We start from the raw sequence: 26398 nt of genomic DNA, 5'->3' as shown, positions 1-26398 counted from the left end.
CCCCTTCGCGAGCGAACGGCGAGGCCCGCCCAACGGGGGTCTTCCCTGATCACCGGCACGTTAGACGGGACCTTTCAGGTTCGGCATGCCCCGCCGCGCCCCGCGCCCGGCGGCGAGGTCGCCAAGCGGAGGGACGCCGGGGGTACTGCCTTTACCGCATTTTTCGCACACTGGGAGGAAACCTCATCGAGTGCCAGGGCCCCCGGGCCTCCCGACCAGCGTGAGGAACGCGTTCCCGTGGATTCCACCGCACCCGTGAACGGCGGCGCCCCCGCGAGCGGCGGCGCGGGCGGCGCCGCCGGCGCGCCCGACCGCACCCTCCGGCTCGGCGGCCGCCCGCTGCCCGTCGCCGGACCCGCCCGCATGTACGTCTGCGGGATCACCCCGTACGACGCGACCCACCTCGGCCACGCCCGCACCTTCGTCTGGGCGGACATCGCCGCGCGCGTCCTGCGGCACGCCGGCGGGACCGTGCGCGTCTGCCGCAACGTCACCGACGTCGACGACGTGCTCGACCAGGCCGCGCACCGCGCCGGCAGCCCCTACGACAGCTTCGCCGCCGTCCAGCAGTACTACTTCGAACGCGACCTCGACCTGCTCGGCGTCCACGCCGTCGACCACCAGCCGCGGGCCCACAACCACGTCCGGGAGGTCATCGCGCTCGCGCAGGGGCTCCTCACGTCCGGCCACGCCTACCTGCGGGACGGCGCGGTGCTCTTCCGCGGCGCCGACGTCCCCGGCCGCGTCGGACTCGGCGAGGACGAGGCCCGCGCGCTGCTGGCCGAGTACGGCGACGACCCCGGCGACCCCGCCAAGGAGCACCCGTTCGACGTCGCCGTCTGGCGGCCGTCGCGCGCGGGCGAGCCCGCCTGGCCCAGCCCGTGGGGCCCCGGCCGCCCTGGCTGGCATGCCGAGTGCGCCGCGATGGCCATGACCATCTTCGGCCCCGCCGTCGACCTGCACGGCGGCGGCGCCGACCTGCGCTTCCCGCACCACGCCTACGAGGCCGCCATGGCCGAGGCGCTGACCGGCGTGCGGCCCTTCTCCCGCGCCTGGCTGCACGTGGGCGTGGTCCGCCGGGACGGCGAGAAGATGGCCAAGTCCACCGGGAACCTGGTGCTCGTCTCCGACCTCGTCCCCGACCACCCGGCCGTCGCCGTCCGGCTCATGCTCATCACCGCGCCCTGGCGGGAACCCTGGGACTACACCCCGGAGGCCCTCGACGAGGCCGCGGCCGTCCTGGACCGGCTCCACACCGCCGCCGGGCGCCGCCCCTCGTCCGCCACCGCCGAGGAGGCCGTCACGCAGGCGCTTCTCGACGACCTGGACGTCCCCACCGCGCTGGCCATCGCCCAACAGGACGGCGCCGGGTCGGCACGGCTCGCCCTCCACCTGCTGGCACTCGCCTGACAGGGCCCGCTGGGCAGGGCCGCTAGGCGCGGATCACCCGGACGCCGGCCTCGGTGAACGCCGCGACCTCCGCGTCCGGCACCGTCTCGTCGGTGACCAGGACGTCGATGTCGCCGACGGGACAGATCCGGGCGAACGCCCGGTGCCCGACCTTGGAGCCGTCCGCCACCACGACGACCTGCTCGGCGCGCTCGGCCATCAGCCGGTTCACGTCGGCCTCGCCCTCGTTGTGGCAGGTCGCGCCGTGCCGGGCGTCCACCCCGTTCACCCCGATGATCGCCACGTCCAGCGTCACCTGGTCGAAGATCCCGGTGGCCAGCGGCCCGGTCAGCTCGTAGGACTGCGGCCGCGGCACCCCGCCGGTCAGCACGATCTTCACATGCGGCCGGACGGCCAGCTCGTTGCCGATGTTCAGCGCGTTCGTCACGATCGTCAGCGCCGGCGTCGCGCCCTCGGCGTGCAGGTCGGCGCGGGTGGCGAGGACCCGGGCGACCTCCGAGGTCGTCGTCCCGCCGTTCAGCCCGATGATCGACCCGGGCACCGCCAGCTCGGCGGTCGCCGCCGCGATCCGCTGCTTCTCCGACGCGCGCCGCGCCGCCTTGTAGCGCAGCGGCAGGTCGTAGCTGACGCTCTGCGCCACGGCGCCGCCGCGGGTGCGGGCCAGCATCTGCTGCTGCGCGAGCTGGTCGAAGTCGCGGCGGATCGTCGCCGCCGACACCCCCATCCGCCGGGCCGCCTCCTCCACCGTCAGCCGGCCCGCGTCCGCGAGCAGTTCGAGCAGCGCGTTCCAGCGCTCGTGCCGGGACACACCGGCCCCCTTTCCGGCGTGCGGGGAACCGTCCGGGGCGAAGGTCATCCGAGGATTCTAGCCTGCGCGCCCCTGGCCTTACCTGCACGTTCCCGCGGTGGAACAATCAGCAATGATCAGCGGCGAGCAGCGAAGGAGTCCCATGTCGAAGCCGGCCCCCGGGCTGACCCTGACCAACGCCCGGATCGTCCTGCCGGACGGCGTCCGGCACGGGGACCTGCACATCGCCGACGGCAAGATCGCCACCGCCGCCGCGGGCGAGGAGATCGACCTCGCCGGCCGCCACGTCGTCCCCGGCTTCGTGGACATGCACGTCCACGGCGGCGCGGGCGTGTCGTACCAGCGTCCCGACGGGGCCGACCGCGCCGTGTCCTTCCACCTCGCGCACGGCACCACGACCACGATGGCGAGCCTCGTCACCGGCGACGCCGACGAACTCGCCGACGCCGTCACCGGTCTCGCCGACCTCGCCGCGGACGGCCTGATCGCCGGGATCCACCTGGAGGGCCCCTACCTGTCCCACGACCGCTGCGGCGCCCACGACCCGGCGCTGCTGCGCGACCCCGACACCGCCGAGTTCCAGCGGCTCGTCCGGCTCGGCCGCGGCCACCTGCGCATGATCACCGTCGCGCCGGAGCTGCCGGGCGGCCTCGACCTCGTCCGGGACGCCGCCGCCGCCGGCGTCATCGCCGCCGTCGGCCACACCGACGCCGACGGCGCCACCGTCCGCGCCGCCTTCGACGCCGGCGCCCGCGTCGCGACGCACCTGTTCAACGCCATGCGGCCGCTGCACCACCGCGAGGGCGGGCCGATCGCCGCCGCGCTGAACGACCCCCGCGTCACCGTCGAGCTGATCAACGACGGCGTCCACGTGGAGCCCGCCGTGGCGCGGCTGGCGTTCGCCGCCACCCCCCGCGTCGCGCTGATCACCGACGCCATGGCCGCCACCGGGATGGGCGACGGCGCCTACCGCCTCGGCGTCATGGACGTCGAGGTCCGCGACGGCCGCGCCGTCCTCGCCGGCGGGACCTCCATCGCCGGCAGCACGATCACCATGGCGGACGCGTTCCGCCTCGCCGTGACGAGCCTCGGCCTGCCGATCGAGGACGCCGCCCGCGCCGCGTCCCTCGTCCCCGCCCGCGCGCTGGGCCTGGACGACCGCACCGGCTCCCTCGAACCCGGCAAGGACGCCGATCTGGTCGTCCTCGACGACGACCTCCGCGTCGACTGGGTGATGAAGCGGGGACGCCGGGTGTGACGATCGTCCCGGGTGCCCGAATTCTCGGCGAGAATTGATGGCGTCCAGACGTCCGACAAGGGAATCATGGAACCGTGGAACGTCTACGGGGATGGCCGGTCACGCTGACCGAGGGTCCCGTCGGGCTGCGCCCGCTGCGGCACCGCGACGCCGCCGCCTGGCGCGAACTGCGCGTCCGCAACGCCGACTGGCTCCGCCCCTGGGAGCCCACCAACCCGGAGACGCCGCTGTTCCGCAGCGGCCTCGGGCCCTACATCAGCATGGTGCACACCATGCGCCGCGAGGCCCGGCAGGGCCTCGCCCTGCCCTGGGTCGTCACCCACGACGACGAGTTCGCCGGCCAGCTCACCATCGGCGCGATCGTCTGGGGCTCCGCCCGCTCCGCGCAGATCGGCTACTGGGTCGACAAGCGAGTGGCCGGACGCGGCGTCATTCCCACCGCCGTCGCCCTCGCCGTCGACCACTGTTTCTTCACCGTCGGCCTGCACCGCCTCGAAGCGAATATCCGCCCGGAGAACACCGCCAGCCGCCGCGTCGTCGAAAAACTCGGATTCCGCGAAGAGGGAATTCGGCGCCGCCACCTGCACATCGACGGCGCCTGGCGCGACCACATCTGCTACGCCCTCACCGTCGAGGACGTCCCCGGCGGCCTGCGCGCCCGCTGGCTCGCCGACCGCAAACAGGCATTTCCCCGAGGCGGCTGAGCCGCCCGTGACTTTCCGGCCGTAAGAATCCTGCGAACGAGAAGGCCGGGCAAACGGAGAGTAACGGCGAGATCGATCTCGCGACACACCGCCCCTTATGCTCGTCAACCTCTGACAGCCCCTCGTACCGTGCGGGGCGTGACCCTGCTCCCATTGCACGTTCGCGCGCCGAAAGTCGGCCCGCCTACTGAGCGTGCCCTGGGACGGTGGGGCCGGTGAGCAGCACCGTTCTGTACCTCGCCATCGTCGCCGTCTGGGCGGTCGTCCTCGTGCCCATGTGGCTGCGCCGCGACACCGAGGCGTCCGGGATCTCCCGCCTGCTCCACAAGCGCGACGACGAGGCCGAGGAGCCCGAGGAGACCGCGGCCCCCGAACCCCGCCGCCGCGTGACCCGCGCCACCGTCATCGCCCGGCGCCGCCGCCGCACGACGGGCCTGGCCGCCCTGCTCGTCACCGCCGGCGCCGTCGTCGCGTCCGGCGTCGCCCCCTGGTGGGTCACCCTGCCCCCGGCCGCCCTCCTGGCCGGCCACCTGGCCCTGCTCCGCGTGGCCGTGGGCATGGACGCGGCCCGCCGCCGCGCCGCCGCCGAGGCCGCCCGCGCCGCCGCCGCCCGCGCCCGGGCCCTCGAAGCCCGCCGCGCCGCCGAGGAGGCCGAACCGGCCGAGGTCATCGAACTCGTCACCCCCGACGAGGTCTTCGACCAGTACGCCGACGACCGCCGGGCCGTCGGCGAGTAACCGATGCGCGAGCACCCCCGGATGTTTGCTAACCTTACGGAGTCGTTGGGGCTGTAGCGCAGTCCGGTAGCGCACCTCGTTCGCATCGAGGGGGTCAGGGGTTCAAATCCCCTCAGCTCCACCAGGAACACCCAGGTCAGAGGCCGGTTCAGGAGAAATCCTAGACCGGCCTCTGATCATTTGCCACCACGTTGCCACCAAGACCAAGCGGCACCAGATGACACGCCCTGGCCACCCAGACACCCCACCTCATGCCACAACGCCACGGTCACGGCCTCGTGATGTAGCCCTCAGCCGCTGCGGCGCAAGGTCATTAACTGAGGATGCATTTGCGCCCCGCCACCCCGGCCCACCGCCCACCGAGCGACTCAGCTGCTGATACGGGACGGCGCGGCCGTGCACCCAACCCCGCGCCCATCGCACACGTGATGTCCCCTTCCAGTCTGCCGCGGCCAGCACCTCGTAGGATCAAGCCAACCCGGTGGGCGGTGGTTGCGTGTGGCGTGCAGGTGGGCTGCGCATCGCGGTCACGGGGTTCGGATTCCCTTAAAGGCGGCTTCTGGTCGGTCGTCGAGGTGTTCGACGAGCTTGCCGTTGATGAAGGTCGCTCCTGCGCGGACGAGGACGACGAGGTGGGGTGCGTTGACCGCCCGCCGGGGGTCTGGCCGGACTCGATGAGCTTGAACGCCATGGCCAGCCGCCGGCCCGTGAACCAGGTCCCTTGGTGACCTTGGTGCGGTGGCGGACCGTGGCGAGGGTGATCTCGATCGGGTTGGTCGTGCGCAGGTGGATCCAGTGCTCGGCTGGGAAGTCATAGAACGACAGCAGGTCGTCGACCAGCCCGGCGACGGCCTCGCCGGACTTGGCGCCGTAGGCCGCCTCGAATGCCTTCACCGCGGCAAGTGGGTGGTCCTTGTCCTCGGCGTTCCAGATCTCCGCCAGCGCCTTCTTCGCCCCCGGATGCGCCGACTCCGGCTCGCTTCGCCCAAAGGCGCCCGGTCAGACCGGCTCGGACCAGGTAGACTCTCACTATGTTGGAGCTGCCGTGGGACGTAGTGGTTCCGGGCACTCCTGCCTCCGTCCAGGGCAGTTCGGCACGGCGTAGACAGTGGAAAGCGGCGGTCACGGCTGCGGCACGGACCGCGTGGCCGGCGGGCATCCCGCCACTGGCCGAACCGTTGTCACTGAGAGTAACCTGCTTCCACCTGGGCGCTCCGCTCGACGTCGACAACATGCTGAAGCCGATTCAAGATGCTCTTGTTGGCGTGGTGTACGACGACGACAAGCACCTAACCGACGTTCAAGGAAGCCTCCGCGATCTCAACGGCGCATACATCGTCCGGGGGATCACTCCGCAGCTCGCCAAGGGATTCACTCAAGGCATCCCATTCGTGCACATAAAGCTTGATTCCCCACCAGACCATAAGGAGTTGCCATGAGTGCGACCTCCCGGTCTCGGTACTGGGAAAATAGAATCAATTCAATTGTTAGCCAGTACATCGAGGACGGCTACACGGTAACTTCTTCGGACGATTTTTCCAAGAAGCATGATTTGCCTGTCCAGGTGCGCGATCTCGAGCCTGACCTAATTGCACGTCGCGAGGACCAAGTAGTGGCCATTCTGGTCAAGTCTTTTGGCAATGCCAAGGACCTTGAAACGCTCGCTGTCGACAATGAAAAGACTCGTCTTCCTGACGGCTATAGGGTCGACTTGCTTTGGATTGGAAGGCTTCCCGAAGGCGTCGACCCTGAAGAGCCAGTGCGCTTGGTGAACCACGCGGCACGTATTCGCGAAGTAGATGAGGCCGCAGCCGTTGCGCTCGCATGGCTTGCCCTCGAAGGCGCCCTTGAGGTAGTGGCAGACTCCTTCTCGGTCAATGTTTGGACGCGAGACGTCACCATACAGGCTGCAGAGCTCCGCAGCCATGGGGCAATCTCTGAGGATGATCTCTTCCGACTGGAACGGCTCGCACGCAGTCGCAATCACCTGGTCCATGATTGGCGCTATGCCGTGAAGAATCCAGATCTATTCGATGAGATTAATTTTTGTGTGAGAAGATTTTCAAGCCCTGACTTTATCTCACCCGATAACATGATTGACTGGATCGAGGGTTCCCTGTCAGACCGTCCGATTTCTTCCGATAAGCGGGCACGCAGACGAGAAGCTGAGCATATTAAGAAACTAGTTACGACTGCTTTTCCTGGCGCCTCTAACGAGCTGAAGGAAGAAATCGTTGGACGCATTCTCGATAGAGACTAGCCAGAGAGTTTTTCGTTAATCACGACTATCCGTGCTGCCACAGGACGAAGTCGAAGCTGCAGTCGTGCCAGTTGGGAGCGTCGACGGACGGCGACGGAAGCTCAGCGCAACCAATCGTTGCTCCGGATAGTCGTTCAAAGCGCCGCTATGCAGTTTGAACCTGTCTCTCAACGTACGTCACGTGGATCTGTCGCAGAATACCAAGCACGGTGACAATCATGCACATCCGGACGTTCGTCGCCCACCAGGAGAGTTCGGCTAAGCTCGGCCGGCCGAGCTCTCTCGCCTATGTCTCGTGATTCACGCTGAGGCATTTGAAGACATTAACTTCCCCACCTAGATTGGGGACGGGGGATTCGCCATATGTAGTTCGAGTTGCATCGATAGCGCGCCGCTAACAATGAGGGTGAGGTTGACCCTTTAGTGGCTTTGTCAATACCGCCTTGACTATGGCGTCATAGTTTTGCAAACTATCCTCTTTGATATTGGCACCGCCAGAACCACTCACACGAAGCGCGAGCGGTCTCGTCTGCATATCAACGTCCCTGAATCCGTGTGGGATAAATATGCGCGCAGCTTCGGCGGTTAAGACCGTGGATATCGCGATTGCCGGATGATATGGGTGCACATCGGCGCCAGCGAGCTCTTCTTCTTCCCCTGCACGCGGGGCCGCCAGCCATATGTTGCTGCTGGGTCAAATGTTATCCTCGCGGCAGTTCGAGTTGCTGGGGCATCGGAGCACTGTCCAGGGCGTCGCCGTGGAAGAAGACGTCGATCTCGGCGCGGCTTTGAGCTCTATTACGCCATCATGCTCGAGCCAAACTCGCTCACCGTCCTACGGACGCATGTGAGCAGAGTATCCGGAAGCGGCTGTAAGTTTGGGTGAAGCCAGGAATCTCAGGAAACCTCAAGGTGCCTCGACCGGCTTGTCAGTGTGTCCCTCTTGCAAGTAGAGGGTCTTGCCCTCTTGCAGGCCACTCAGGGCTGCGTGTGTGCGGCGCCAGACGTATGGGCGGAGGCGTTTGGCGGCTTCGTTCTTGGTGCAGAATATGAAGGCTTTTAGTTCGTCGTCGTTCAGGCTGAGGTTCGCGATCTGGCTCCCATCCAGGATGCCGCCGTCGAAGATGAACATTATCGAGTCGTCCCACGGACCGTGCGGGGGTACCCAGTCGATGCATAGGAGCTGTCCAGGACGTAGGTCGAGGTTGAGTTCTTCCTTTAGCTCGCGACGGACGGTCTCGGTTGGTGGCTCGTTGGCCTCACTCATGCCGCCGGGCAGGTCCCAGTCCGGCTTGTATTTTGGGTCGACGAGGAGTATCCGACCGGCCGGGTCGCGGATGAGGGCGTCGGCGCCGACGCGTTTGCGGGGCTGGGTGGCGTTGCCTTCGGCAAGGTGAGCGTGCCATGCCTCGGGGTCACGCTCGTAGAGCGGTTCTTGTGGAGGCATCGATTCTCCTCGGCCTAACCTGCTCGGGTGGCGTTGCTACTGAGCCAACTGTAGAGATCGCGTCGGCTCCGGAGGGTACCTTCTAGGCGGGGCAGGAACTCAGCGACTGTGGTGTTCCTCCGGTACGGCCCGAGCAGGGCATGCAGCTCGTCGAGTTGTTGCGTCACGAGGTGTGAACTCAGTCCCTGGATGAGGTCGAGTATCTCGCGTGCTTGAGAGCAGGCCTCGTCTGGTCTTCTTTGTGCGATGAGCACGGTCACCAAGAGCAGCTTGGCGAAGACTCGACTGCGGGTGTGGCTGTCGGCACGAAGCTCGATGATGCGTCGGGCTTGGCGCTCGGCTTCGGTCAGTTCGCCGAGTTGGCGCATGCAGCGGGCGGCTTCGCTCGCCAGCGAGCCTGCGTCAAAGGGGCTGACCCACGGTGACGGCCTCTCGTCGCAGCAGCGTTCGAGCGCTTTTTCGGCCTTCTTCAGCGCGCCTGCGCAGGCGGTTTGATCGGCCAGCGCGGCCAGGCCGCGTGCTTCCATCGCGTAGAGCCGTGCGGAGAGTACCGGCGCTGGCGGGTTGTCATCGAGTGCGGCGTGTCCTTGGCGGGCCAGGGCTATGGCCTGGCCGGGCTCGTCTTGGTGGAGGGACAGGTGGCTCATGCTGGCGTAGACGTGGGCGGTGAGTTGCGGGTCTCCACCCATCTGGGCCAGGTCGAGCGAACGGCGGAAGTGCCGGCGGGCGATCTGGTCGTGGCCGGCGTCGTGAGCCATCCAGCCGGCCATCTCGGTGAAGCCGCCCGCTGCGGTGAAAATGCTGGTGGGTGCGCGGCTGGTCTGGCTGCCGAACAGGCGGGGTGCGAGTGTGGATTGCAGGTAGCTGGTGACCGTGGGGTAGAGGTGGCCGCCGCCGACCTGCCGGTCTGCCGCGCGGAAGGCATACAGCGTTGTCATGTCCGGATCGTCGCTGGGCGGCTCTGCGCTGCCGAGCGGGTTGAGCGCGGCGTACTGAAGGGCTGCAGGTAGCGATGGAGCGACGAGTGACTGCGGGCGGTGGGCTGCGGCAGGCGGCCGCGGCTCCTCTGGGAGCTTGAACCACAGCAGGCTTGGTGGGACGCCGAGGGTACGGGCCCAGGGGATGAGGCGGTCGAGGTCGGTCACCGGCGGGCCGCTCTCGATGCGGCTGAGTTGGGTCTGGGTGATGTTGAGCCAGCGCGCGACAACGTCCTGGGGCAGTGCGCGGGGGCCATGGTGAGGGTGGTGCCGGTATGCCCGGATGAGCCGCCCCACGTGCCAGTCGCTCAGGGCTGCTCGAAGCGGTTCGGCGCTCCAGAAGGCAGCGGGCACGGTCGGTGGCTCGATGAAGCGGTCACGCGCCTTGGCCTGGCAGGGGGCACATTTCGCGTCCGGGTTGCTGCGTGCCAGGCGTGCGCCACAACTGTGGCAAATGCGGGCATTATCCCCGGATTTCATAGCCGACGGTGACTTCCTGTTGATCGTTTTCGGTCGGTGCTTGTCGCCTGCTGGTAACTTCCTCTTCGTTATACCTTAAGCGCATAAACGGTATGCCGAACTCGCGTAGCTTGCCAGCGCTCCAGATCGGAAGCTAGTCACACACCGCAAGGTCAACCTCGCGCGGAGGGTGCAATGCGCACGGCTGGCAGGCGAACTGGAGGGGAGCCTGCCAGCCGTGCCTCAAGCGCAGGGTCGGTGCCGTCGGCAGATGTTGTTTCCCCCATTGCGACGTCTGCGTGAACCCGGGCTTCGGCACCGACCCTGCTTCTAATCGATCTGGTCATATGGGAGCGGCATAGTGAACACTTGGACGCATCAGAGTGGGCTGACACTGATTGCGCTTCCCAACGCTGCGTACTGGGCGCGTCGCCATGCCGAGGAGGTCTTGAAGCGATGGGACGCCTGCGTCCCGCTCGGTGACGCAAAGCTTGTGATCACCGAGTTCATCAGTAACGCGGTGAGGGCGACCGGCACGCTCGACGTGCGCCAGCAAGAGGCATACGCCAAGGCCCCGCTCACCCTCCGCTTCACTGAACTTTCACAACTCGCGAGGGTACGGCTGCAGCTCTCCTACGGGCCGGCCATGCTGCTTGTCGAGGTGTGGGACAGCAGCGACGAACCGCCGGTCGAGCAACTGCCCGACTTCGAATCCGAGGGTGGACGCGGGCTGTTCGTCGTCCGCGCCTACTGTGACAAGTGGGGCTGGTACCCGACCCAGGGCGGTGGCAAAGTGGTGTGGGCAGAGCTGCCAGCTTCATGACTCTCGCGCGCCGGAAGTACGAGACCCGTCATCACCTCTGTGAAGAGAGTGGCGAGCGATGACTTGGCCTGCTGGAGGAAATTCCGGCACAGGTGACGATTGCGGCGGTTCTCGTTGTTGCTGCGCGTAGAGTACCACGGGAGCCTCTCCTGGAACGTGGACGTTTTGATAGTTCTCGGCACTGCACGTCATTCGTGAATCGCGTTTGGAATTAGCGCGCCAGCTAGACCGAATTCCCAACCGGTCCAACACGGGATGCAAGATAGCTGGTAGAGCGCTACCTGTTGTGGATAACTTCCGCTCGGAAGATCACACTGGCCAGGCAGGGGACCGAGCGCGGTCCCTCAAAAGCCAGGGGCGGAGGTATATGCCGACAGCCAAGCGAGGCGGCGACGGGTCGGGGCCGCTGGAGCGTCGAGCCAAACTCGGCGGTGGACGACGGCGGGAGCGGGAACTGAGAATCCGCGTCAGCGATGCGGAGTACAAGGAGATCCATAAGGCGGCGACGCGAGCGGGGCTCGCTTGTAGCGCGTTCGTCATAAGGATGGTGCGCACCGCGATCCGGGAGCAGCGGCCCCTGGACGGGGCACTCGTGGCGATGCATGCGGAGTTGCGGAATGCCAGCCGTCAGGTCAACGCAGTTGGGGTCAACCTCAACCAGCTTGTGCGCCATGCCAACGCCCGCGGCCAGGTTCCGGAATCGGTGACGTGGTTGGCGGAGTATTGCTTCCAGGTGGTGCGGCGGACCGAGGCCGTCATCGTGGAACTCGGTCGACGGCTGCCGTGATCGCGAAGGTCACGCGCGGCGCCGATGTCGGCAACCTGCTGCGCTATCTTTTCGGGCCGGGCAACCGCAACGAGCACACCGATCCTCACATCGTTGTCGGGTACCGGCACCCGGCCGCCCTGGAACCAGCCAGGCGCGCGGACGGGAAGCGCCGTCTCCGGCCGCTGGCCGAGGTGCTGCGCTCTCCGCTGGAAACGATGAGGCGCAGCCGGCCCGCCGAGCCGGTCTGGCAATGCTCGCTGCGGACCGCCCCGACCGATCGTCTCCTGACCGATGAGGAGTGGGCCGACGTCGCCGAGGAGCTGATGCACCAGACCGGCATCGCACCACGCGGTGACGTCGAGGCATGCCGATGGATCGCCGTGCGCCATGCCGACGATCACATCCATGTCGTGGCCACACTCACGCGCGAGGACGGGCACCGACCGAACATCACCCGCGACTACCTCAAGGCCCGCACCGCGTGCCAGGTCGTCGAGCAACGGTACGGGCTGTGCCGGACCGCGCCCGCGGACCGGACGGCGGCACCGCGTCCTTCGCGGGCTGAGCTGGAACGGGCTCAGCGCGCCGGGCTGCAGGAACCGCCCCGTGTCGTGCTGCGTCGGCACGTGGCCGCAGCCGCTGCAGCATCCGGCAGCGAGGAGGCGTTCTTCGCCGGCCTGCGCGAGCGCGGACTGGCGGTGCGGCTGAGATTCAGCGTCCGGACGCCCGGGGAGGTCACCGGGTACGCCGTCGCGGTGCCCGAGTACACCAACTCGGCGGGTGAACCGGTCTTCTTCTCCGGTGGCAAGCTCGCCGCCGACCTGACCTTGCCCAAGCTGCGCCACCGGTGGACGGACAGCGAGGCCCGGCGGCCGCCGGCCCGGTCGCGCAGGTGGATGCCGGGTTGGTCCGCCGACCACGACGTGCGAGCTGCGGCCTACCGGGAGGCCACCCGAGCGGCCGGGACAGCGGCCTGGCAGATGCGAACGCTCCGTGATCCGGGTGTCCGCGCTGACCTCGCGGCGGCGGCCGCCGACGTTCTGCACGTCACGGCGGACATCACCGGCAACCGTGAACTGGCCGAGGCCGCCGACGCCTACGACCGCGCCGCCCGGGAACCGTACGGCCGCCCGCCACCAGTCACACCGTACGGAAGCGTCCTACGAGCAGTAGCGCGGATGCTCGCGGTCACCAACGTCGGCTGGGGAGACCGACGCGAGCAGAAAAGGGACCTCACCGTCGATCTGCTGTTCCTCATAGCGAACATCGCCGACCTCATCGAATCGGCGGCCGAGCATCGTCTTGCCCAGCAGCGCCTCGCCCAGGCTGATGCCGCACGCCGGGCCGCCGGGCGGCTGCACGCCATTCGGCGGATGGCGGCTGGGCCGACCGTACCGATGCCGCCAAGCGTCTCGGAGACGCTTGAGGAGGGAAGGGAAATGGCTCGGCTTGCGGCCGAGTCCTTCCCAGTACCCCTGGGCGAGGGGTTGGTCGCGACAGCCGCACCTTCTGTCCGTCCAAACCAGGGACCACAGTTTCGCAGGGGAGCGTCCAAGCGCTGACCGTGCAGGGCGTGACTCGCCGAGGCCTCTGGAGTCGTGGAGTCATGATCAAGGCACGGGCACAATTACGGAGCGTAAACAACGTCATGGAGCGGCAGAGCTATCTGCCTGCTGCTCCTCAACAGGAAGGACGGTCATGTCCACGATCAACTCTGGCCCTCCCGCAGAGGGCCTGCAGCCCAAGGAGTGCACTTATGGCTCACGACCACACCCAGACCGACCATGAGACCGAACAGTTCGCCCACGACCTCGAAAGCGCCGCCCGCTCACTGAAGCGGGCCGTCGGCCAACCGGGCGGCCTTGCCGAGCCGGCAACCGTCTACGGAGTGTTGGACGCCGTGCACACGGCCGTCTCCGGCCTCGATCAACTCTTCCTTCAACTCGAGCGCTTCCTCGTGCGCCAGCACTTGGACGGACAGCTCGTCCATGACCACGGTGTGAGCCTCGATGAGACTCTCGAAACGTTCAGCCGCGCCGTTCTTCACGCCCGCCACTTGGGTGCCGGATGCAGCGAGGCGGTCGACCAGGCCAGGAGCACGATCAACCACGTTCACGGCAAGAGCCTGCCGCGCGCGGCCGGGGCAACGCCGTCCCCCGCCCAAGTCGCCGAGCCAGCACCCGCGGCTCCGCTCCGACGAGCCGAGCCACGAGCGAGAGGTCCCGAGAACGGACGGCTACGCACGAGATGGTTCGGCAACTCTCGGAGAGGGGCCGGAGCGTGAAGCAGATGAGCCACGATGAGCTGCTCGCCCTCCCCACCACCGTCAGCGTCGAGACCGCAGCCCGCGCCATCCGGCTAGGGCGCACGCGTGCCTACGAACTTGCCCGCCGAGGGCAGTTCCCCTGCAAGGTGATCCGCATCGGCACGAGCTATCGCGTCGTCACGGCTGACCTCCGCAGGCTCCTCGGTATCGAGCCGAACTGACGAACCGCCAACCATTCGCACGAAGGTCCGGTTCTCCGATGGAGAGCCGGACCTTCTGTGTTGATGGTGAGGGACCGTGCCATCTGAAGCTTGGCCACGAAGACGTGAGGCTTCCTGGGAAGTTGATATCCCCAGGAAGCCTCGTTGGTTGGATTCAGACAGCTCGGATCGAAGTGGGTTTCGAGCGGTTACGGATCTTGTCGAAGGCGTCCAGGGCTGTGTCGTCCTCGTCGGGGAGGGTGTGCAGGTACTTCTCGGTAGTCGTGATGCTGGCGTGGCCGAGGCGTTCCTTCACAGCCTGGAGGTCGGCTCCACCGGCCAGGAGCCAGGACGCGTGGGCGTGCCGAAGGTCGTGAGGGCGGAGATGGATGCGGAGGTCGGCCGCTTTGATCGCTGGCTTCCAGACGTGGTCACGGAACCAAGTCCGGGGGATGTGGCCGTCGGTGTTGATTGTTCGACGGCGTCTTGGGGAGTCCTTGCCGGCTTCGCGTCGACGGGCGCGGTAGTCAGCGTAGATGTCCTTGCAGTGTTGGCAGCGGCACTTGCCCGCGGAGTACCCGCTCAGCGTCCCGTGTCTGTAACGGCAGTCGGGCTCGATGAAACCGAGGGTTTCGGGGTCGAGGAGGACGCGTAGTCGTCGTGGCCGCGGAAGTTCGTCCTGGCGCAGGAAGAAGAGGAGGTCGTTCTCCTGGATGCCCTCTTCGCTGATGTACGCCTGGACCTTGCAGACGATCTGCCTGCTGAGGCGGACGCTGCGGTGCTCCCTGTCCTTCGGGTAATCCTTCACTAGGAAGCGGCCGCCTTCCGGATGGTGCCTCGGGTTGAGTTCGATGATGACCCGGCTGACGGTGAGGGTCCGCGTCGCGAAGTCGATGTCCTTCGGCCTCAGTTCGGTGAGTTCACCCCAACGGAGGCCGGTTTCGACCTTCAGTTCCACGAGCAATTTCATGCGCGTGTCGGTCAGTGACTCGTAGAGAGCGTCGAACTGCTCGGGCGTGATGATGGTGCGCTTCTTCTTGGGGACGGGCGGTGTTTTCACGCCCTTGCAGGGGTGGAGGACGATGACGAGGTCGTTGAGCGCTGTCGTGAAGATGGCGCTGAGAACCGTCATGCAGTAGCGGATGGTCGGTGGGTTGACCCCCTCGTTCTGCAGGTGCGTGACCCATTCGCGGACGTCCACGGGCAGGATGTCGATCATTCGCATGCTGGCGAACCAGGGCATGATGTGGCGGTGGATCTCGTAGTCGTAGTTCTCTCTCGTCCGTAGTTCGACGACATGGTTGGGGAACCAGACGTCCTCGACGTAGCGGCGGAATCGCTGGCGGCCCTTGGTGGCGTCGGGCAGGCGATCTAACGCGAGTTTCGCCTCGGCCTTTTGCCAAGCTTTGTCTGCTTGGCGCTCGGACGAGTAGGTACCGGCGGATCTGACCTTGTTGCGCTGGTCTCGATAGAGGGCGATGTAGCGGACTCGGCCGTCCTTGGCCGTGCGTGGCCGCGCGAAACCCATGGGAACCTCCAGGAAGCAGTGATCGCCCGTGTCATCGAGATGTCATCAAGGACGGTGTGGTCGATCTTGAAACCCGGTGACACGGGGCGGCATCAAGGGCCGCTCTCACCTGCAACTTTACCCTGAAGTTGTTGAACGTCCGACTCTGTAAAACTTGATTCATCCCGTTCGCATCGAGGGGGTCAGGGGTTCAAATCCCCTCAGCTCCACCAACGAATACGCAGGTCAAGGGCCTGATCGGAACATACTCCGATCAGGCCCTTGATCGTTTGTCATCAAGACCAACCGGCACCAGATGACACACCCCGGCAGGCTACGTCTCACCCCTCCGCAACTCGGCGACTCCCGTGGCTCCGGCGCAGCTCGGACTGCCCGTCCCCCGCTGGCATGTCGCACAACCACGAGTCAGCGTGCGATCCCAGCGGCGTTCTACGCCGGCGCCGCAACTTCGATATCGACGCCGACGCATCGAAGGCATCGGCAGGAGAAGCGTCACGTTGTTCCTGGGCTCCCAGCCGCGGGCTCAGACAAGGCTGCCCTTCCAGCTCCAAAGTGAGCCGCTCAGCGACCCCGTCGTTGTGAAGCTCTAGTCCGTCCATACGAGGTGCTCGCCTGGTCAACCTGAATAGGGACCATGTAGGACGCCTTTCTGCCAGCATCAGACAGGTCGGGAGTTACCTCGGCATGGAACCTGCGGGCACCTCGCACGGCACCAGCCGATGCCGCTCGACGAGTCCACCGGTCGAGGGTCACGCACTCCTCGAGACTCCTGCCCGTAGGCACTCAGAAGTCGAACGATCGCCAATTCGGGCCGGTCGCAGCCTGAGCCGGGGGTCGCCGGGTCGAGCGCCGTCGGCAGCGAGGTTCGGCGCCTCGGGGACGACGCTTAACCTCGCCGACGCCTCGGCCGCCATGCCGTGCCAGTTCATGTCGCGTCAATGACGGCGAAGACGACCTTGCCAGCGTCCTCAGCAAGAGCGCGGATGCCCCAGCAGCGGGCGTACTGATCGACGATGAACAGCCCCCCGGCCCGTCTCGCTGACCGCGTCCGTCTCCAGCATGCGCGGCAGGTCGTTGGTCGCGTCTTGGACTTCCATCCACAACGCGCCGTCCTCGGTGCGGTCCAGCCGCAGCGTCACGTCGCCGTCCTTCTCGGACGCACAGCGGAGCGCGTTGGTGACCAGCTCGCTCGCCACCAGGCACGGAACGAAGTCATCCATGCCGTACTGACCGGTGAACAGACGTACGAACTCCCGGACCTCCGCGACGACCTGTAGATCCTGCTTCGCTGCCATCTCGCTCGCGTACGCCGCATGACCCAAGACCTCTCCTCACTGTGTGTGTTGAACGACACACAGTGAGCCACTATCCGGGCTACCGTTTGACTTGCCGCACTCAAGTGGCGTCGAGCGGTAAGCAGCACAAACAAGCGGCAAGTTGCCGAGAGGAGAAAAGGATCATGGCGCCGGTACGACGGCAGCGCCCCAGGGAGTCGGCTGCGCTCATCGCCTTCGGTCGGCAGATGCGCCGGCTACGGGAGGCCAAGGGCATCAAACAGGAGACGATCGCCCATCTCACAAAGGTCAGCCCCGCCCAGGTGAGCCGCATCGAGGCGGGGAAGAAGCACGCCACGCGGCCCTTTGTGGAGATCATCGACGACCACCTGGAGGCAGGCGGAGCGCTGATCGCTCTGTGGGAGGACCTGAAAGGACGGTCACCCTGTACCGGTCTGGTTCGACTGGCCGCAGATAGAGGGTGATGCGGTGATGCTGGTCTGCTGGGAGCACGGAGTGATCCCTGGACTGCTACAAACTCCGGATAACATGTCGGTCCTGCTGAAGGGCAACCAGGAGGCGATAGACCTCCGCCTGCGACGTCAATCCATCCTCACCAGGGACGATGGAACTCCTCCCACGCTCTTTGTGCTGCTCCTCGACGAGCATGCCCTGTACCGGCAAGTCGGTTCCGCCGAGACGATGAGCGAACAGTTGGAGCACCTGCTCACCATAGGCATGTTGCCGAACATCACGATCCAAGTAGTCTTGGCAAGCGGTGAGCACACCGGCAACTCGGGTGACTTCATGATTGCAACGATGGAGGACCGCAGCGAGGTTGCCTACGTCGAGACGGCCATCCGCGGCATCGCAACGGACAACCCGACGGACCTGGCCACTCTGGCACGAACTCTGATCGAGCTTCGTGCACGAGCACTCACGGAAGATGCGTCGCGAGAGGTCATTAGGAAGGCAATAGAAAAATGGACCTGAGCAACGTTACTTGGCGCCGGAGCAGCCGCAGCACCTCAAGCGGAGGCAACTGCGTCGAACTAGCGGACGTGACCAATGCGGTGGTGGCAGTACGAGACAGCAAGGACCCGGATGGCCCCGTCCTCCTCCTGACCCACACGGCCCTGCGCACAGCCGTCCGATCCCCCGCCAACACCCACTGACAACCCGGCACCCCCACCCCCGCCAGCGTGACGGCCCACGCGGCTGAACGTCCGGTATCGACGTCTGCGGCGCCTCCGCCGAGCACCGCAGGCACCACTGTCAGCGGCTTCCTACTCAAGTTGGCACGCGTCTTCGAGGACGTCGTCACGCTCGCCCTACGCGAGGCACTCAGCGCGAGCACCAGCCACTGCGTACTCCAAGCCCCCGACCACCTAGACGAGAACCACGCGATCCCGATCGTGCCCCACTCGTCCACTACACCGTTGACGGCACCCCGCACGCCGTGGCCCGACGCCAAGTACAAGGCCGAAAACCCCGAGGGCTTCCCCGACTCCGCCCTGTACCAGATGCTCGCCTACTGCACCGCCCCTATCTCCCGAACGGCCACCGCGTCCGGCTCACCGGCATCACCATCTACCAACACACGCTCGCCCTCGGCCAGCCGCCGGCCCCCTGCACGCCGACGTGCGAAGCCTCGCCGCGACCTCCTGCCACAAACAACCGGGACAGCACAAAGCGGATGATCAGAAATGGGTCATCCGCTACCTGCCGCGATCGAGGCCACGTCCCGCAGCACGATCGACCACCTCCTGCATCAGCCGACTCTTCCCATGGGCCAAACGCCCCCTCATGCCGATGTGCGGAAGTTGGGCAATAGCAAGTGGTCGATGGCTCCCGCCTGAACTGTCTGGCGGTGAGGGGGCAGAAGGCTTCCGGTGTCAGCCGGTGAGGTCGGCGTCATGGGCGAGCAGAGCGACCTGGGTACGGTTGTTGAGATCGAGTTTGGTGAATATGCGGGAAATGTGGGCTTTCACGGTGGCCACGCTCATGAACAGCTCGCCCGCGATCTCGGCGTTGGACTTGCCCTGCCCGACGGCGATGGCGACCTCGCGTTCGCGTTCGCTGAGCTGATGCAGCGCGGTGGTGGCGTGCTGTTGCCGGGCGGCGGCGCCGGTGTCGCTGAGGTGGGCGATGAGCCGTCGGGTGACGGTCGGCGACAGGATGGGTTCGCCGGCCGCAACCCGCGCGATGGCGCGCAGGATCTCGGCGGGTGGCGTGTGTTTGAGCAGGAAGCCGCTGGCCCCGGCGCGCAGGGCGCGCAGGACGTATTCGTCGGCGTCGAAGGTGGTCAGGACGATGACCTCGGGTGGGTCGGGTCGGGCGCGGAGTCGTTCGGTGGCGGCGAGGCCGTCGAGGGTGGGCATGCGGATGTCCATCAGCACCACGTCCGGGGCGTATGCGTCGACGGCGGCGGCTACTTCGCTTCCGTCGCCGGCCTCGCCCACCACGGCGATGTCCGGCGAGCCGCCGATGACCATGGTGAGGCCGGCCCGCACGAGCGGGTCGTCGTCGACGATGAGGACCCGCAGCGGTGCGTTCACGTTGGGCTCCTTGTCTGTGCTCACCTGGGACGGAGGCCGGTTCCGACCGCGATCAGGGGGTAGGCCACGGTAGCCAGGCCCTGAGCCGGAAGTCACCGGCGGGGGTGGGGCCGTGTTCGAGGCGTCCGCCGGCGAGGGCGGCCCGTTCGGTGAGCCCGATGAGGCCGATGCCGGCGCCGGGGATGCCGGCAGGGCTGGTTTCGGCCGGGTACGGGTTGCGGATCTCGACGGTTAGGCCGTCGCCTGGGGCTGCCCGGACGGTGACGGCCACCTCGCCGTCGGGGGCGTGCTTGCGGGCGTTGGTCAGCCCTTCCTGCACGATCCGGTACGCGCTGCGTCCCACACCGGCCGGTACGGCGGGAAGCGCGTCGGTCCGCCAGTCGAGCCGTACCCGCATCCCGGCGCGCCGCGATTGGTCGACGAGGTCAGGGAGGTCGGCCAGGGTGGGCTGCGGCCGTTCCGGCGTCTCGTCGGACCGGTCGACACCGGTGCGGAGGACGCCGATCACCTCCCGAAGGTCCTCCAGCGCCTGGTAGGCGCTGTCGCGGACCACCCCGGCGGCACGGGCGATCTCCTCGGGCGCGGCGTCGGGGCGTAGCTCCAGCGCCCCGGCGTGCAGGCTCAGCAGGGACAGGCGGTGGGCGAGCACGTCGTGCATCTCACGGGCGATCCGGTTGCGTTCGCTCTGGCGGGCTTCGGCGAGGCGCAGTTCCTGTTCGGCCTCGACCCGACCGGCCCGCTCCCGCAGCGACTGGCGCCGGGCCCGTACGAACATGCCCCAGGCGAGCACCGCGGCCGCGAGGACGACGCCCAGCACGATCTCCGACGGGGACCCGGCTGGGACGTCGGGCCGGACCAGCAGCGTCAGGAACGGTACGAGCGCGTACCCGGCCACGATCGGGGCGACCACCGCGAAACGCCGGTGCACCGCGACGGTGAACAGCGCGACGAGCGCCGCGCCCGCCGCCGACGTCGAATAGACGCTGACCAGACCCACGACCACGGCCAAGCCGACCGGCCGGCGTCGGCGCAGCCACACCCCCAGACTGCACAGGCCGCCGAGGACGAGGTCGACGGTGAGCGGGACCGGTGCGATGTGTTGCGCGAGGCCGTCGGCCAGGGCGAGCATCGTGAGGCCGACGGCCAGCAGGAAACACGTGGCGTCGGCCACCCGGCCGCGGATCGTGCGCTCGGCGGGGCGTACCGGATTGTGGTCGGCATCGCTGGTCGCGCCCGCCGGTTGCGGACTCCGATCCTGCGGGTCCGCCGGGACCATCATGATCGAAGGGTACGGCCGGGTCGGGCCCCACGGCATCCGACCAAAGTCGATTCCGCGGTGTAGACCTTGGGCCCACCACCACCGACCTGGGCTCGTAGCGGCGTATCCGGCCGCTCCAGCAATCTGTTCCACATCACTGGAACGGACAGCCGAAGAAGACTCCGAAACCAATTCCGACCATTCCTGCGCCAACGAATGACGTGGTGTTACACCGATCAGCCGACCGCAACGAAGGAGTGAGAGATGAGATCACCGCATAACCCCGCCACCGCGCTGGAATCCCTGCACGTGCCCGTGAGCGCGGCAGCGCCAACGACGGGGCCCACCCCGACCCGAGCGCTCCGAGAGCGGGTCGTGGGCGCGACGGCGGTCGCGTTGGCAGCGTCGGTGGCGATCCAGAACGCGGTGGTGGTCTGGGCCGGAGCGCCGGACTACGGGGCCCCGATCAAGGAGGTGCTCGCCTTCCACACCGAGCACCGGGTCGCGGTCGCGATCGCGGTCGGCCTGGAGGCGCTGAACCTGCCACTGCTGCTCGGGTTCCTGACCGGTCTCCACGGGCTCGTCGAGCGCCGCGGGCGTGCGGGCGCGGACTGGTCGCGCCTCGCGGTGGCCGCAGGCGCGACCCTCTCGGCAGTCTTCGCGCTCTACGCCGTCCTGTGGAACGGTGTCGTGCTGTCCGCCGGCGAGCTCGCCGAGCCGAGCCCGGAGTTCGAGCTCGCCTGGCAATTGCATGCAGCAGCCTTCGCGTTGGCGCTGCCGGCGCTCGGCACCACATTCATCGGCGCTGCGCTGGCGGCGCATGCGAGCCGGCTGACGCCGCCGTGGCAGCGTCTGCTCGCAGTGGCCGGGGGTGGCCTGCTGCTCGCCGCCGGGGCGGCCAACCTCGCGATCGCGGACGGCTCACGGCTCCTCTTCGTGGGGATGCCCGGCTACGCCGCCTGGCTCGTGTGGCTGCTCGCGACCGGCGTACGGCTGGTGCGCGCTCGAACAGCTGACCGTCCTGACGACGCATCGACCTCCGACGAGGAGGGATGATGAGAACGACATCGAGGCAGCTGCGGTCGCCGCAGCGCTTGGGGCGTTCGCCGGCCGTGCGCCGGAGGTGCAATCGCCGATGCCGCGCTCGAGTTCGAGGAGCGGCAGCGGGCGTTCTCGGTAGCAGCGGCGGGCCTCGCCGCCCTGGGCGGCAAGGCGGGCGAGCCGCCCGCCTTGATGCCGCTGCACGGACCGCGGCGGGACAGCTGATGGCCGGCGCAGACGTCACGTCGGCCGCCGCCGGGGCGCAGTGTCCGCGCTCCGAGGCCGTCGTCTCGATCTACGCGGGACCTCGTTTGCGAGACGTGGCCGTAGTATCCGGCAGTACTGCCATGCGTGCTATTTACCACCACCGCGCCACCGACCGCGCAGGAACAGGCCCGCGGAACTGATCGGAAGCCTGGCGTTCACGCGCTTCCCCTACCGAGGCTGCCGGCCTCGAACCCAACGAAACATCCTCATCTGCCGCCGATCGCGTCGTGATCACGACCGGCCAAGCCTCGACCCCACTTTCCAGGGCATGATCAGTAATGCGCCCGGAGGACCACCCAGCGCAGGAGGAACACCGCTCCGCCGGACCGGCCGGGGACTGTACGTACTGACCGACCCACCCGGAACCACTCTCAACAACAGCGGCAGGGCAGGACGCTGATACAACGGCGCCCCGAGCCGCCTTCGACCTACTGATCGAGCACGGCATATAAGAGTTCATGGGGTCTGGGATCTCGTCGCCGTTGCACCGGTACTGGCGTCCTCTACTACCGCGATCAGTGCGGCCGAGGCGGTGCGTTCATTGCATGCTCATCTGGTGCGGGTGGTCGTGGGAAACGGGGCAGGTGAAGATCCACAGGCCGTAACCCCGGCCGATCGTGATGTTGGTCGGACTGTTGAGATGCGGATAGCGGTGGAACTGCTCGGCCGCTTCGATCTCGATGTCCTCAACCGGTTGCCAGGTGCGCTTGCCGTCCCATTCGGAACCGTCGATGCACAGCAATAGTTCAAGGTCGGCGCCGCACTCACAGATCATGGGGTAGGGATCGGTGAGGTGCCAGGAGGACCAACCGCCGACCTTCATCCCCGAGGCGATCGACAGGTCCTGGTAGCTGTGGCCGGTCTCCCGGCTCCACTCTCTCAGCCTGCGGTCCAGGTCGGCGGGCAGAAAGTCGGCGTACTGATACTCGACGATCTGCTCCGGATACAGGACGCATGGCTCGGGCAGATAGGTGTTGTACTCCATCAGTTCCGGTTCGGGCTGCGAATCGAGCGCGACGGTGACCTCGTCCGCCCGCCGCCACCGCAGAATCACCGCCGGACACGACAGGTAGTCGTGGTCCCACGGACACCACAGCACCTGCAGCAGATCGGCGTGCGGCGGCGGTGCCAAGTCAGGGACGTCACGTGCGTACAGCTGCGCGAAGGCCAGGAAGGGCACCGGCCCGTCCGGCGGTGGGGGCGGCTCGTTGTCATCTAACCAGGGTTAATGGGTCATGGCGGTTTGGTGAGTGGACGGGCCGGTGGTGTGGGCGTATGCCGGTGGCATGGCCAGATACCCCCAGGGCGGCGGGATGACCGACGCGGGCCGTGAACGGCGGGAACAGGTGCGGATGCAGGCCGCGCAGTGGTTCGCAGATGGGCGGCCCAACGTGTGGATCGCCGCGCAATTGCGGGTCGGTGTGCGGCAGGTGGAGAAGTGGCGGCAGGCCTGGCGCCAGGGCGGGCCGGAGGCGTTGCGGTCCAAGGGTCCGCATCGGCGGGCGCGGCTGGACGATGCGGCGTTCGCGTGGTTGGAGGCCGAGTTGAACCGCGGGCCGGCCGCGCACGGGTATGCCGATGACCAGCGCTGGACGCTGGGCCGGATCGCGGCGCTGATCAAGGGCCTGTTCGGGGTCGAGTACACCCTGCCGGGGGTGTCGCTGCTGCTGCGCCGCAACGGCTGGTCGGTGCAGGTCCCGGGGCGCCGTGCGATCGAGCGCGACGACCAGGCCGTCGAGGTGTGGAAAGAGCAGGTGTGGCCGCAGGTGGAAGCACCGCGGGCGACCTGGGCGCCTGGATCTGCTTCGAAGACGAGACAGGTCAAGGGCTCAGGCCGCCGCGCGGACGCTGCTGGTCGCGGCGGGGGCACCGGCCGCAGGTGAGGGTGCACGGCGGCCACCACGGCGGGCGGGTCTCGGTCGCCGGGATGGTCTGCTATCGGCCCGGGCACCGGCCCCGGCTGATCTACCGGCTGCACCACTACCGCCGCCGCAAAGGCGAACGCGCCGCCTTCACTCTCAACGAGTACAAGAGCCTGCTCCAGGCCGCCCACCAGCAGTTACCCGGCGGGAAGATCGTGCTGGTCTGGGACAACCTGGGCATCCACCACTCCGCCGCGATGCGCGCGTTCATCGACGCCCACGCCGACTGGCTGAAAGTGTTCTACCTGCCCGCCTACGCCCCCGACCTCAACCCCGCCGAGAGCGTGTGGTCCCTGCTGAAACGCTCCATGGCCAACTTCCTGGCCACCGACCTGGACCACCTCACCGGCATGATCAAGCACCGCCTCAAAGTCATCCAGCACCACCCCGACGTGATCGACGGCTGCCTGACCACCACAGGCCTCACCCCCACCACCACACCCGCCAACACCAATTAACCCTGGTTAGGCGGTTCAACTCCGCCCGCTGCTGCGGGGTGAAGTCCGCTCTCGAGCCGAGCGGAATCCGGCTCCAAGCTTCCGCGAGGACCTCGCGACGACGGCGTTCGTGGTCGAGCCGCTCGACCAGCCCGTAAGGGTCGTGCTTTTGCGTACACATCGGCCAAGGCTCGTCGGCCGGCCACAACAGGGGGCCGCCGATCGAGCTTTCCCGTACTCGCGGTGAGCCGGGCCGAGGATGAAGCCGTGTTGCCGTCCGCGCGTAGCGAGACAGTTCAGGGAAAACGGAGACAAGGTCGACGGGCCGTGGCGGCGTGGTCCGAGTCATACGGGGAGCGTAGAGGCTTGGTCTGACGGCGAGACTGGAGTGACGGCAGCATGGAACCGGGGCCGCCGAATGACCCCGCCGCCCTGACCGAACCGATACCGAACGTCACCCAGCCGCACCGACCGCGAGAACTCCTCAAACACGCACCGCCGGTCTGCCATGCAGCCAGGGCTACTCCGTGTTTCGAACGCACTCATTTGCCGCTGATGGTGCGGATCCGTTCCGAGCGTTGTTCAGCCTGTGGCCTGTACTGGGACGAGGAGCCACCGGGCGAAGCAGTTGTCCTCGTCGAGTTCGGTGTACCAGCGAACCTTGAGCTTGTAGGCGGTGTGCGCGGTGGCCAACAGGAGGCCCGGGTTCACACCGCAAGACGGCGGGCCGTGGATGGCCGGCACTGGTCCGGGCTGGGCCGCGAGCAGGGGTACGGAATGCGGACCGGCACCATCGACCGCGCCACTGAAGACGGCAAGCGCGCCACTGCGCACGTTCAGCGTGTCTCCGTCTTCGTCCTGTGCAGTCGGGTACTCAAGCGCTCTGGCCAGCGCTTCCGAATAGTCTCCACCGGAGGCCTGCACGATGGCGACGGTGCCGCTCGCCGCCTGGAAGACCTCGATCCAACTGTCGTCGCGGACGACCCCGTCGCCGCCGACGAGGGCTGCTCGCTCACTGCCGACGAGGATGCTGGTTTCCTGCGGGCCGAGTTCGACGATCCGGTCGAACTCGTCGTCGCTGGAGCCGTGCCAGCCCCCACGAAGTGCGGCGTCGAGCGCGAGAAACGGTTCGCCGTTGGTCCAGAGCCGACCAACGTGTACCCACGAGTCTTGCATTGCCCCAGTATCACGTTCGCGAGCGCCGCCTACGGCTTTGGAGCCAGCCCGAACGGTTAAGCTCGGGCACCGACGGCGGCCCCAGATCGTCAACCCAAGCGTCGACCGTTGATGCGATTCGCTGTCATGCCGCAGATCGTGCGGTGCTGCCGAGAAATCGTGCGGTGCTGCCGAGAAGCGGACGCGGCACCTGGACGCCTCCCTGACCCGATTCGTGGACGCCTCCAAGGCGAGGGTGCCGTTGCGGTCGCTGCTGGGCGGCTTTGGCCGGGCGTTCGCCCTCATAGCCCAGATGGTCGTTCATCTCGGTCTCCAGCCCGGCCTGTAGCACAGTCCGAGAGTTGTCGGACAACAGCCGAGCAATACTGCAAGCCCTGATCTGGTGCTGTTCTTCGCCGACATCCGCAGCAAGCACAACGGCTCAGCCCAAGTGCCTGGGCCTGGGCTCTTGCCTGGCCTCATCCTGTTCCAGGATGTACCTGATCGTTTCCCGGCTGATGTCATGGCGCATGCGGCGGAATCGCGCGAAGATGCGTTCAATATCCACGCCACGCTGCCTGCCGAGTGCCCTAATCTCGTCTTGGATCTCCTGCGACGGGAGCTTTGACGGTCTGCCGATAGGCGTTCGCCGATCTGTGCCGGGGATCGTGAACTCGACGCGCTTGCCGGTGTCGTCATCGTGGACCATGGGCACCGCCCCCCTTTACCGAGGACGCTAAGAGCGCCGAGCGGTGCGGGTCCACGGCCGATGATGGCATGGCTCTGTCGAGATCTGGCGTGCTCCCGCCCCTGAGCTATCGGCGATTCAGGTTAGATGCA

At 67.2% G+C, this 26398-nt stretch carries 27 protein-coding genes, 2 tRNA genes and 1 pseudogene; 19 read left to right on the top strand and 11 right to left on the bottom strand.

What is annotated here, in order from left to right:
* The first annotated feature begins 237 nt into the window (after positions 1 to 237).
* The gene (locus ACGFI1_RS06835) at positions 238 to 1410 is read left to right on the top strand and encodes a class I tRNA ligase family protein (protein WP_392783826.1); all 1173 of its coding nucleotides are present in this window, start codon (positions 238 to 240) and stop codon (positions 1408 to 1410) included.
* A gap of 22 nt (positions 1411 to 1432) precedes the next feature.
* Here ACGFI1_RS06835 and ACGFI1_RS06830 read toward each other — a convergent pair whose 3' ends face one another.
* Complete coding sequence (locus tag ACGFI1_RS06830) at positions 1433 to 2266, bottom strand: DeoR/GlpR family DNA-binding transcription regulator (RefSeq protein ID WP_392783824.1); 834 nt, start codon at positions 2264 to 2266, stop codon at positions 1433 to 1435.
* Between the two features lie 94 nt (positions 2267 to 2360).
* Between ACGFI1_RS06830 and nagA the strand changes: the two genes are divergently transcribed.
* The 4 genes from nagA (at position 2361) to ACGFI1_RS06810 (ending at position 5041) form a co-directional block, all read left to right on the top strand.
* Complete coding sequence (gene nagA, locus ACGFI1_RS06825) at positions 2361 to 3476, top strand: N-acetylglucosamine-6-phosphate deacetylase (protein ID WP_386872939.1); 1116 nt, start codon at positions 2361 to 2363, stop codon at positions 3474 to 3476.
* Positions 3477 to 3550: 74 nt separating this feature from the next.
* Complete coding sequence (locus ACGFI1_RS06820; RefSeq protein WP_392783820.1) at positions 3551 to 4180, top strand: GNAT family N-acetyltransferase; 630 nt, start codon at positions 3551 to 3553, stop codon at positions 4178 to 4180.
* 215 nt (positions 4181 to 4395) lie between these two features.
* Complete coding sequence (locus ACGFI1_RS06815; protein WP_386872942.1) at positions 4396 to 4917, top strand: hypothetical protein; 522 nt, start codon at positions 4396 to 4398, stop codon at positions 4915 to 4917.
* 47 nt (positions 4918 to 4964) lie between these two features.
* A tRNA-Ala gene (locus tag ACGFI1_RS06810) sits at positions 4965 to 5041 on the top strand.
* Positions 5042 to 5444: 403 nt separating this feature from the next.
* Here ACGFI1_RS06810 and ACGFI1_RS06805 read toward each other — a convergent pair.
* Positions 5445 to 5892 (bottom strand): annotated as a pseudogene (locus ACGFI1_RS06805) (transposase); the annotation flags it as partial.
* Between the two features lie 56 nt (positions 5893 to 5948).
* Here ACGFI1_RS06805 and ACGFI1_RS06800 point away from each other — a divergent pair.
* Positions 5949 to 6356, top strand: coding sequence for a RusA family crossover junction endodeoxyribonuclease (locus ACGFI1_RS06800; protein WP_392783817.1), 408 nt, complete (start codon positions 5949 to 5951; stop codon positions 6354 to 6356).
* Positions 6353 to 7177, top strand: a complete 825-nt coding sequence (locus ACGFI1_RS06795; protein ID WP_392783814.1) for a hypothetical protein — start codon at positions 6353 to 6355, stop codon at positions 7175 to 7177. The genes ACGFI1_RS06800 and ACGFI1_RS06795 overlap by 4 nt, the downstream gene beginning before the upstream one ends.
* A gap of 907 nt (positions 7178 to 8084) precedes the next feature.
* Here ACGFI1_RS06795 and ACGFI1_RS06790 read toward each other — a convergent pair.
* Together ACGFI1_RS06790 and ACGFI1_RS06785 are read right to left on the bottom strand one after the other, a co-directional pair.
* Complete coding sequence (locus tag ACGFI1_RS06790) at positions 8085 to 8624, bottom strand: NUDIX domain-containing protein (protein ID WP_392783811.1); 540 nt, start codon at positions 8622 to 8624, stop codon at positions 8085 to 8087.
* A 14-nt stretch (positions 8625 to 8638) separates the two neighbouring features.
* On the bottom strand, positions 8639 to 10081 hold the full coding sequence (locus ACGFI1_RS06785; protein ID WP_392783808.1) for a helix-turn-helix domain-containing protein: 1443 nt from the start codon (positions 10079 to 10081) through the stop codon (positions 8639 to 8641).
* A gap of 340 nt (positions 10082 to 10421) precedes the next feature.
* On the opposite strand from ACGFI1_RS06785, the gene ACGFI1_RS06780 reads away from it, so the two are divergent.
* From ACGFI1_RS06780 to ACGFI1_RS06770, 3 genes are all read left to right on the top strand, one after another.
* The gene (locus ACGFI1_RS06780) at positions 10422 to 10883 is read left to right on the top strand and encodes an ATP-binding protein (protein ID WP_392783805.1); all 462 of its coding nucleotides are present in this window, start codon (positions 10422 to 10424) and stop codon (positions 10881 to 10883) included.
* Between the two features lie 367 nt (positions 10884 to 11250).
* The gene (locus tag ACGFI1_RS06775; protein WP_392783803.1) at positions 11251 to 11670 is read left to right on the top strand and encodes a plasmid mobilization protein; all 420 of its coding nucleotides are present in this window, start codon (positions 11251 to 11253) and stop codon (positions 11668 to 11670) included.
* The gene (locus tag ACGFI1_RS06770) at positions 11667 to 13214 is read left to right on the top strand and encodes a relaxase/mobilization nuclease domain-containing protein (protein WP_392783801.1); all 1548 of its coding nucleotides are present in this window, start codon (positions 11667 to 11669) and stop codon (positions 13212 to 13214) included. Before ACGFI1_RS06775 ends, ACGFI1_RS06770 begins: the two co-directional genes overlap by 4 nt.
* Positions 13215 to 13480: 266 nt before the next feature.
* On the opposite strand, the gene ACGFI1_RS06765 is transcribed toward ACGFI1_RS06770, so the two are convergent.
* Complete coding sequence (locus ACGFI1_RS06765) at positions 13481 to 13768, bottom strand: hypothetical protein (RefSeq protein WP_392783799.1); 288 nt, start codon at positions 13766 to 13768, stop codon at positions 13481 to 13483.
* Positions 13769 to 13941: 173 nt separating this feature from the next.
* On the opposite strand from ACGFI1_RS06765, the gene ACGFI1_RS06760 reads away from it, so the two are divergent.
* Complete coding sequence (locus tag ACGFI1_RS06760; protein WP_392784553.1) at positions 13942 to 14139, top strand: DNA-binding protein; 198 nt, start codon at positions 13942 to 13944, stop codon at positions 14137 to 14139.
* 154 nt (positions 14140 to 14293) lie between these two features.
* Here the strand turns inward: ACGFI1_RS06760 and ACGFI1_RS06755 are convergent, their stop codons facing one another.
* Positions 14294 to 15646, bottom strand: a complete 1353-nt coding sequence (locus tag ACGFI1_RS06755) for a tyrosine-type recombinase/integrase (RefSeq protein ID WP_392783796.1) — start codon at positions 15644 to 15646, stop codon at positions 14294 to 14296.
* A gap of 124 nt (positions 15647 to 15770) precedes the next feature.
* On the opposite strand from ACGFI1_RS06755, the gene ACGFI1_RS06750 reads away from it, so the two are divergent.
* A tRNA-Ala gene (locus ACGFI1_RS06750) sits at positions 15771 to 15858 on the top strand.
* Between the two features lie 756 nt (positions 15859 to 16614).
* Here the strand turns inward: ACGFI1_RS06750 and ACGFI1_RS06745 are convergent.
* Positions 16615 to 16941: an ATP-binding protein gene (locus ACGFI1_RS06745; RefSeq protein WP_392783793.1), complete on the bottom strand. Its 327-nt coding sequence runs from the start codon at positions 16939 to 16941 to the stop codon at positions 16615 to 16617.
* A gap of 164 nt (positions 16942 to 17105) precedes the next feature.
* On the opposite strand from ACGFI1_RS06745, the gene ACGFI1_RS06740 reads away from it, so the two are divergent.
* Genes ACGFI1_RS06740 through ACGFI1_RS06730 form a run of 3 tightly spaced genes read left to right on the top strand, consistent with a single transcriptional unit; the run spans position 17106 to position 18095 of the window.
* On the top strand, positions 17106 to 17405 hold the full coding sequence (locus ACGFI1_RS06740) for a helix-turn-helix domain-containing protein (protein ID WP_392783790.1): 300 nt from the start codon (positions 17106 to 17108) through the stop codon (positions 17403 to 17405).
* 7 nt (positions 17406 to 17412) lie between these two features.
* Entirely contained in the window at positions 17413 to 17913 is a 501-nt protein-coding gene (locus tag ACGFI1_RS06735) for a DUF5753 domain-containing protein (protein ID WP_392783788.1), read from the top strand.
* Complete coding sequence (locus ACGFI1_RS06730) at positions 17904 to 18095, top strand: DUF397 domain-containing protein (protein WP_392783785.1); 192 nt, start codon at positions 17904 to 17906, stop codon at positions 18093 to 18095. The genes ACGFI1_RS06735 and ACGFI1_RS06730 overlap by 10 nt, the downstream gene beginning before the upstream one ends.
* 720 nt (positions 18096 to 18815) lie before the next feature.
* Here the strand turns inward: ACGFI1_RS06730 and ACGFI1_RS06725 are convergent.
* Together ACGFI1_RS06725 and ACGFI1_RS06720 are read right to left on the bottom strand one after the other, a co-directional pair.
* A complete protein-coding gene (locus ACGFI1_RS06725; RefSeq protein ID WP_392783782.1) occupies positions 18816 to 19478 on the bottom strand; it encodes a response regulator in 663 nt (220 codons plus the stop codon).
* A 52-nt stretch (positions 19479 to 19530) separates the two neighbouring features.
* On the bottom strand, positions 19531 to 20757 hold the full coding sequence (locus tag ACGFI1_RS06720; protein WP_392783779.1) for a sensor histidine kinase: 1227 nt from the start codon (positions 20755 to 20757) through the stop codon (positions 19531 to 19533).
* Positions 20758 to 21000: 243 nt separating this feature from the next.
* On the opposite strand from ACGFI1_RS06720, the gene ACGFI1_RS06715 reads away from it, so the two are divergent.
* Complete coding sequence (locus ACGFI1_RS06715) at positions 21001 to 21792, top strand: hypothetical protein (protein WP_392783777.1); 792 nt, start codon at positions 21001 to 21003, stop codon at positions 21790 to 21792.
* A 790-nt stretch (positions 21793 to 22582) separates the two neighbouring features.
* Here ACGFI1_RS06715 and ACGFI1_RS06710 read toward each other — a convergent pair.
* Complete coding sequence (locus ACGFI1_RS06710) at positions 22583 to 23224, bottom strand: hypothetical protein (protein WP_392783774.1); 642 nt, start codon at positions 23222 to 23224, stop codon at positions 22583 to 22585.
* 106 nt (positions 23225 to 23330) lie between these two features.
* On the opposite strand from ACGFI1_RS06710, the gene ACGFI1_RS06705 reads away from it, so the two are divergent.
* Both ACGFI1_RS06705 and ACGFI1_RS06700 read left to right on the top strand, forming a co-directional pair.
* Positions 23331 to 23927 (top strand): winged helix-turn-helix domain-containing protein, encoded by a 597-nt coding sequence (locus ACGFI1_RS06705; RefSeq protein ID WP_392783771.1) that lies wholly within the window; start codon positions 23331 to 23333, stop codon positions 23925 to 23927.
* Positions 23831 to 24424: an IS630 family transposase gene (locus tag ACGFI1_RS06700; RefSeq protein WP_387076529.1), complete on the top strand. Its 594-nt coding sequence runs from the start codon at positions 23831 to 23833 to the stop codon at positions 24422 to 24424. The genes ACGFI1_RS06705 and ACGFI1_RS06700 overlap by 97 nt, the downstream gene beginning before the upstream one ends.
* Before the next feature lie 561 nt (positions 24425 to 24985).
* On the opposite strand, the gene ACGFI1_RS06695 is transcribed toward ACGFI1_RS06700, so the two are convergent.
* Positions 24986 to 25579, bottom strand: a complete 594-nt coding sequence (locus ACGFI1_RS06695; RefSeq protein WP_392783769.1) for a hypothetical protein — start codon at positions 25577 to 25579, stop codon at positions 24986 to 24988.
* A 382-nt stretch (positions 25580 to 25961) separates the two neighbouring features.
* On the opposite strand from ACGFI1_RS06695, the gene ACGFI1_RS06690 reads away from it, so the two are divergent.
* On the top strand, positions 25962 to 26186 hold the full coding sequence (locus ACGFI1_RS06690; RefSeq protein WP_392783766.1) for a hypothetical protein: 225 nt from the start codon (positions 25962 to 25964) through the stop codon (positions 26184 to 26186).
* Positions 26187 to 26398: the final 212 nt, after the last annotated feature.

It is taken from the genome of Actinomadura geliboluensis (genome assembly GCF_043197915.1).
In the GTDB taxonomy this organism is placed as follows: Bacteria; Actinomycetota; Actinomycetes; order Streptosporangiales; family Streptosporangiaceae; genus Spirillospora; species Spirillospora geliboluensis.
The sequence above is the reverse complement of the archived record's forward strand: the minus strand, read 5'-3'. Positions and strand labels throughout refer to the sequence as shown.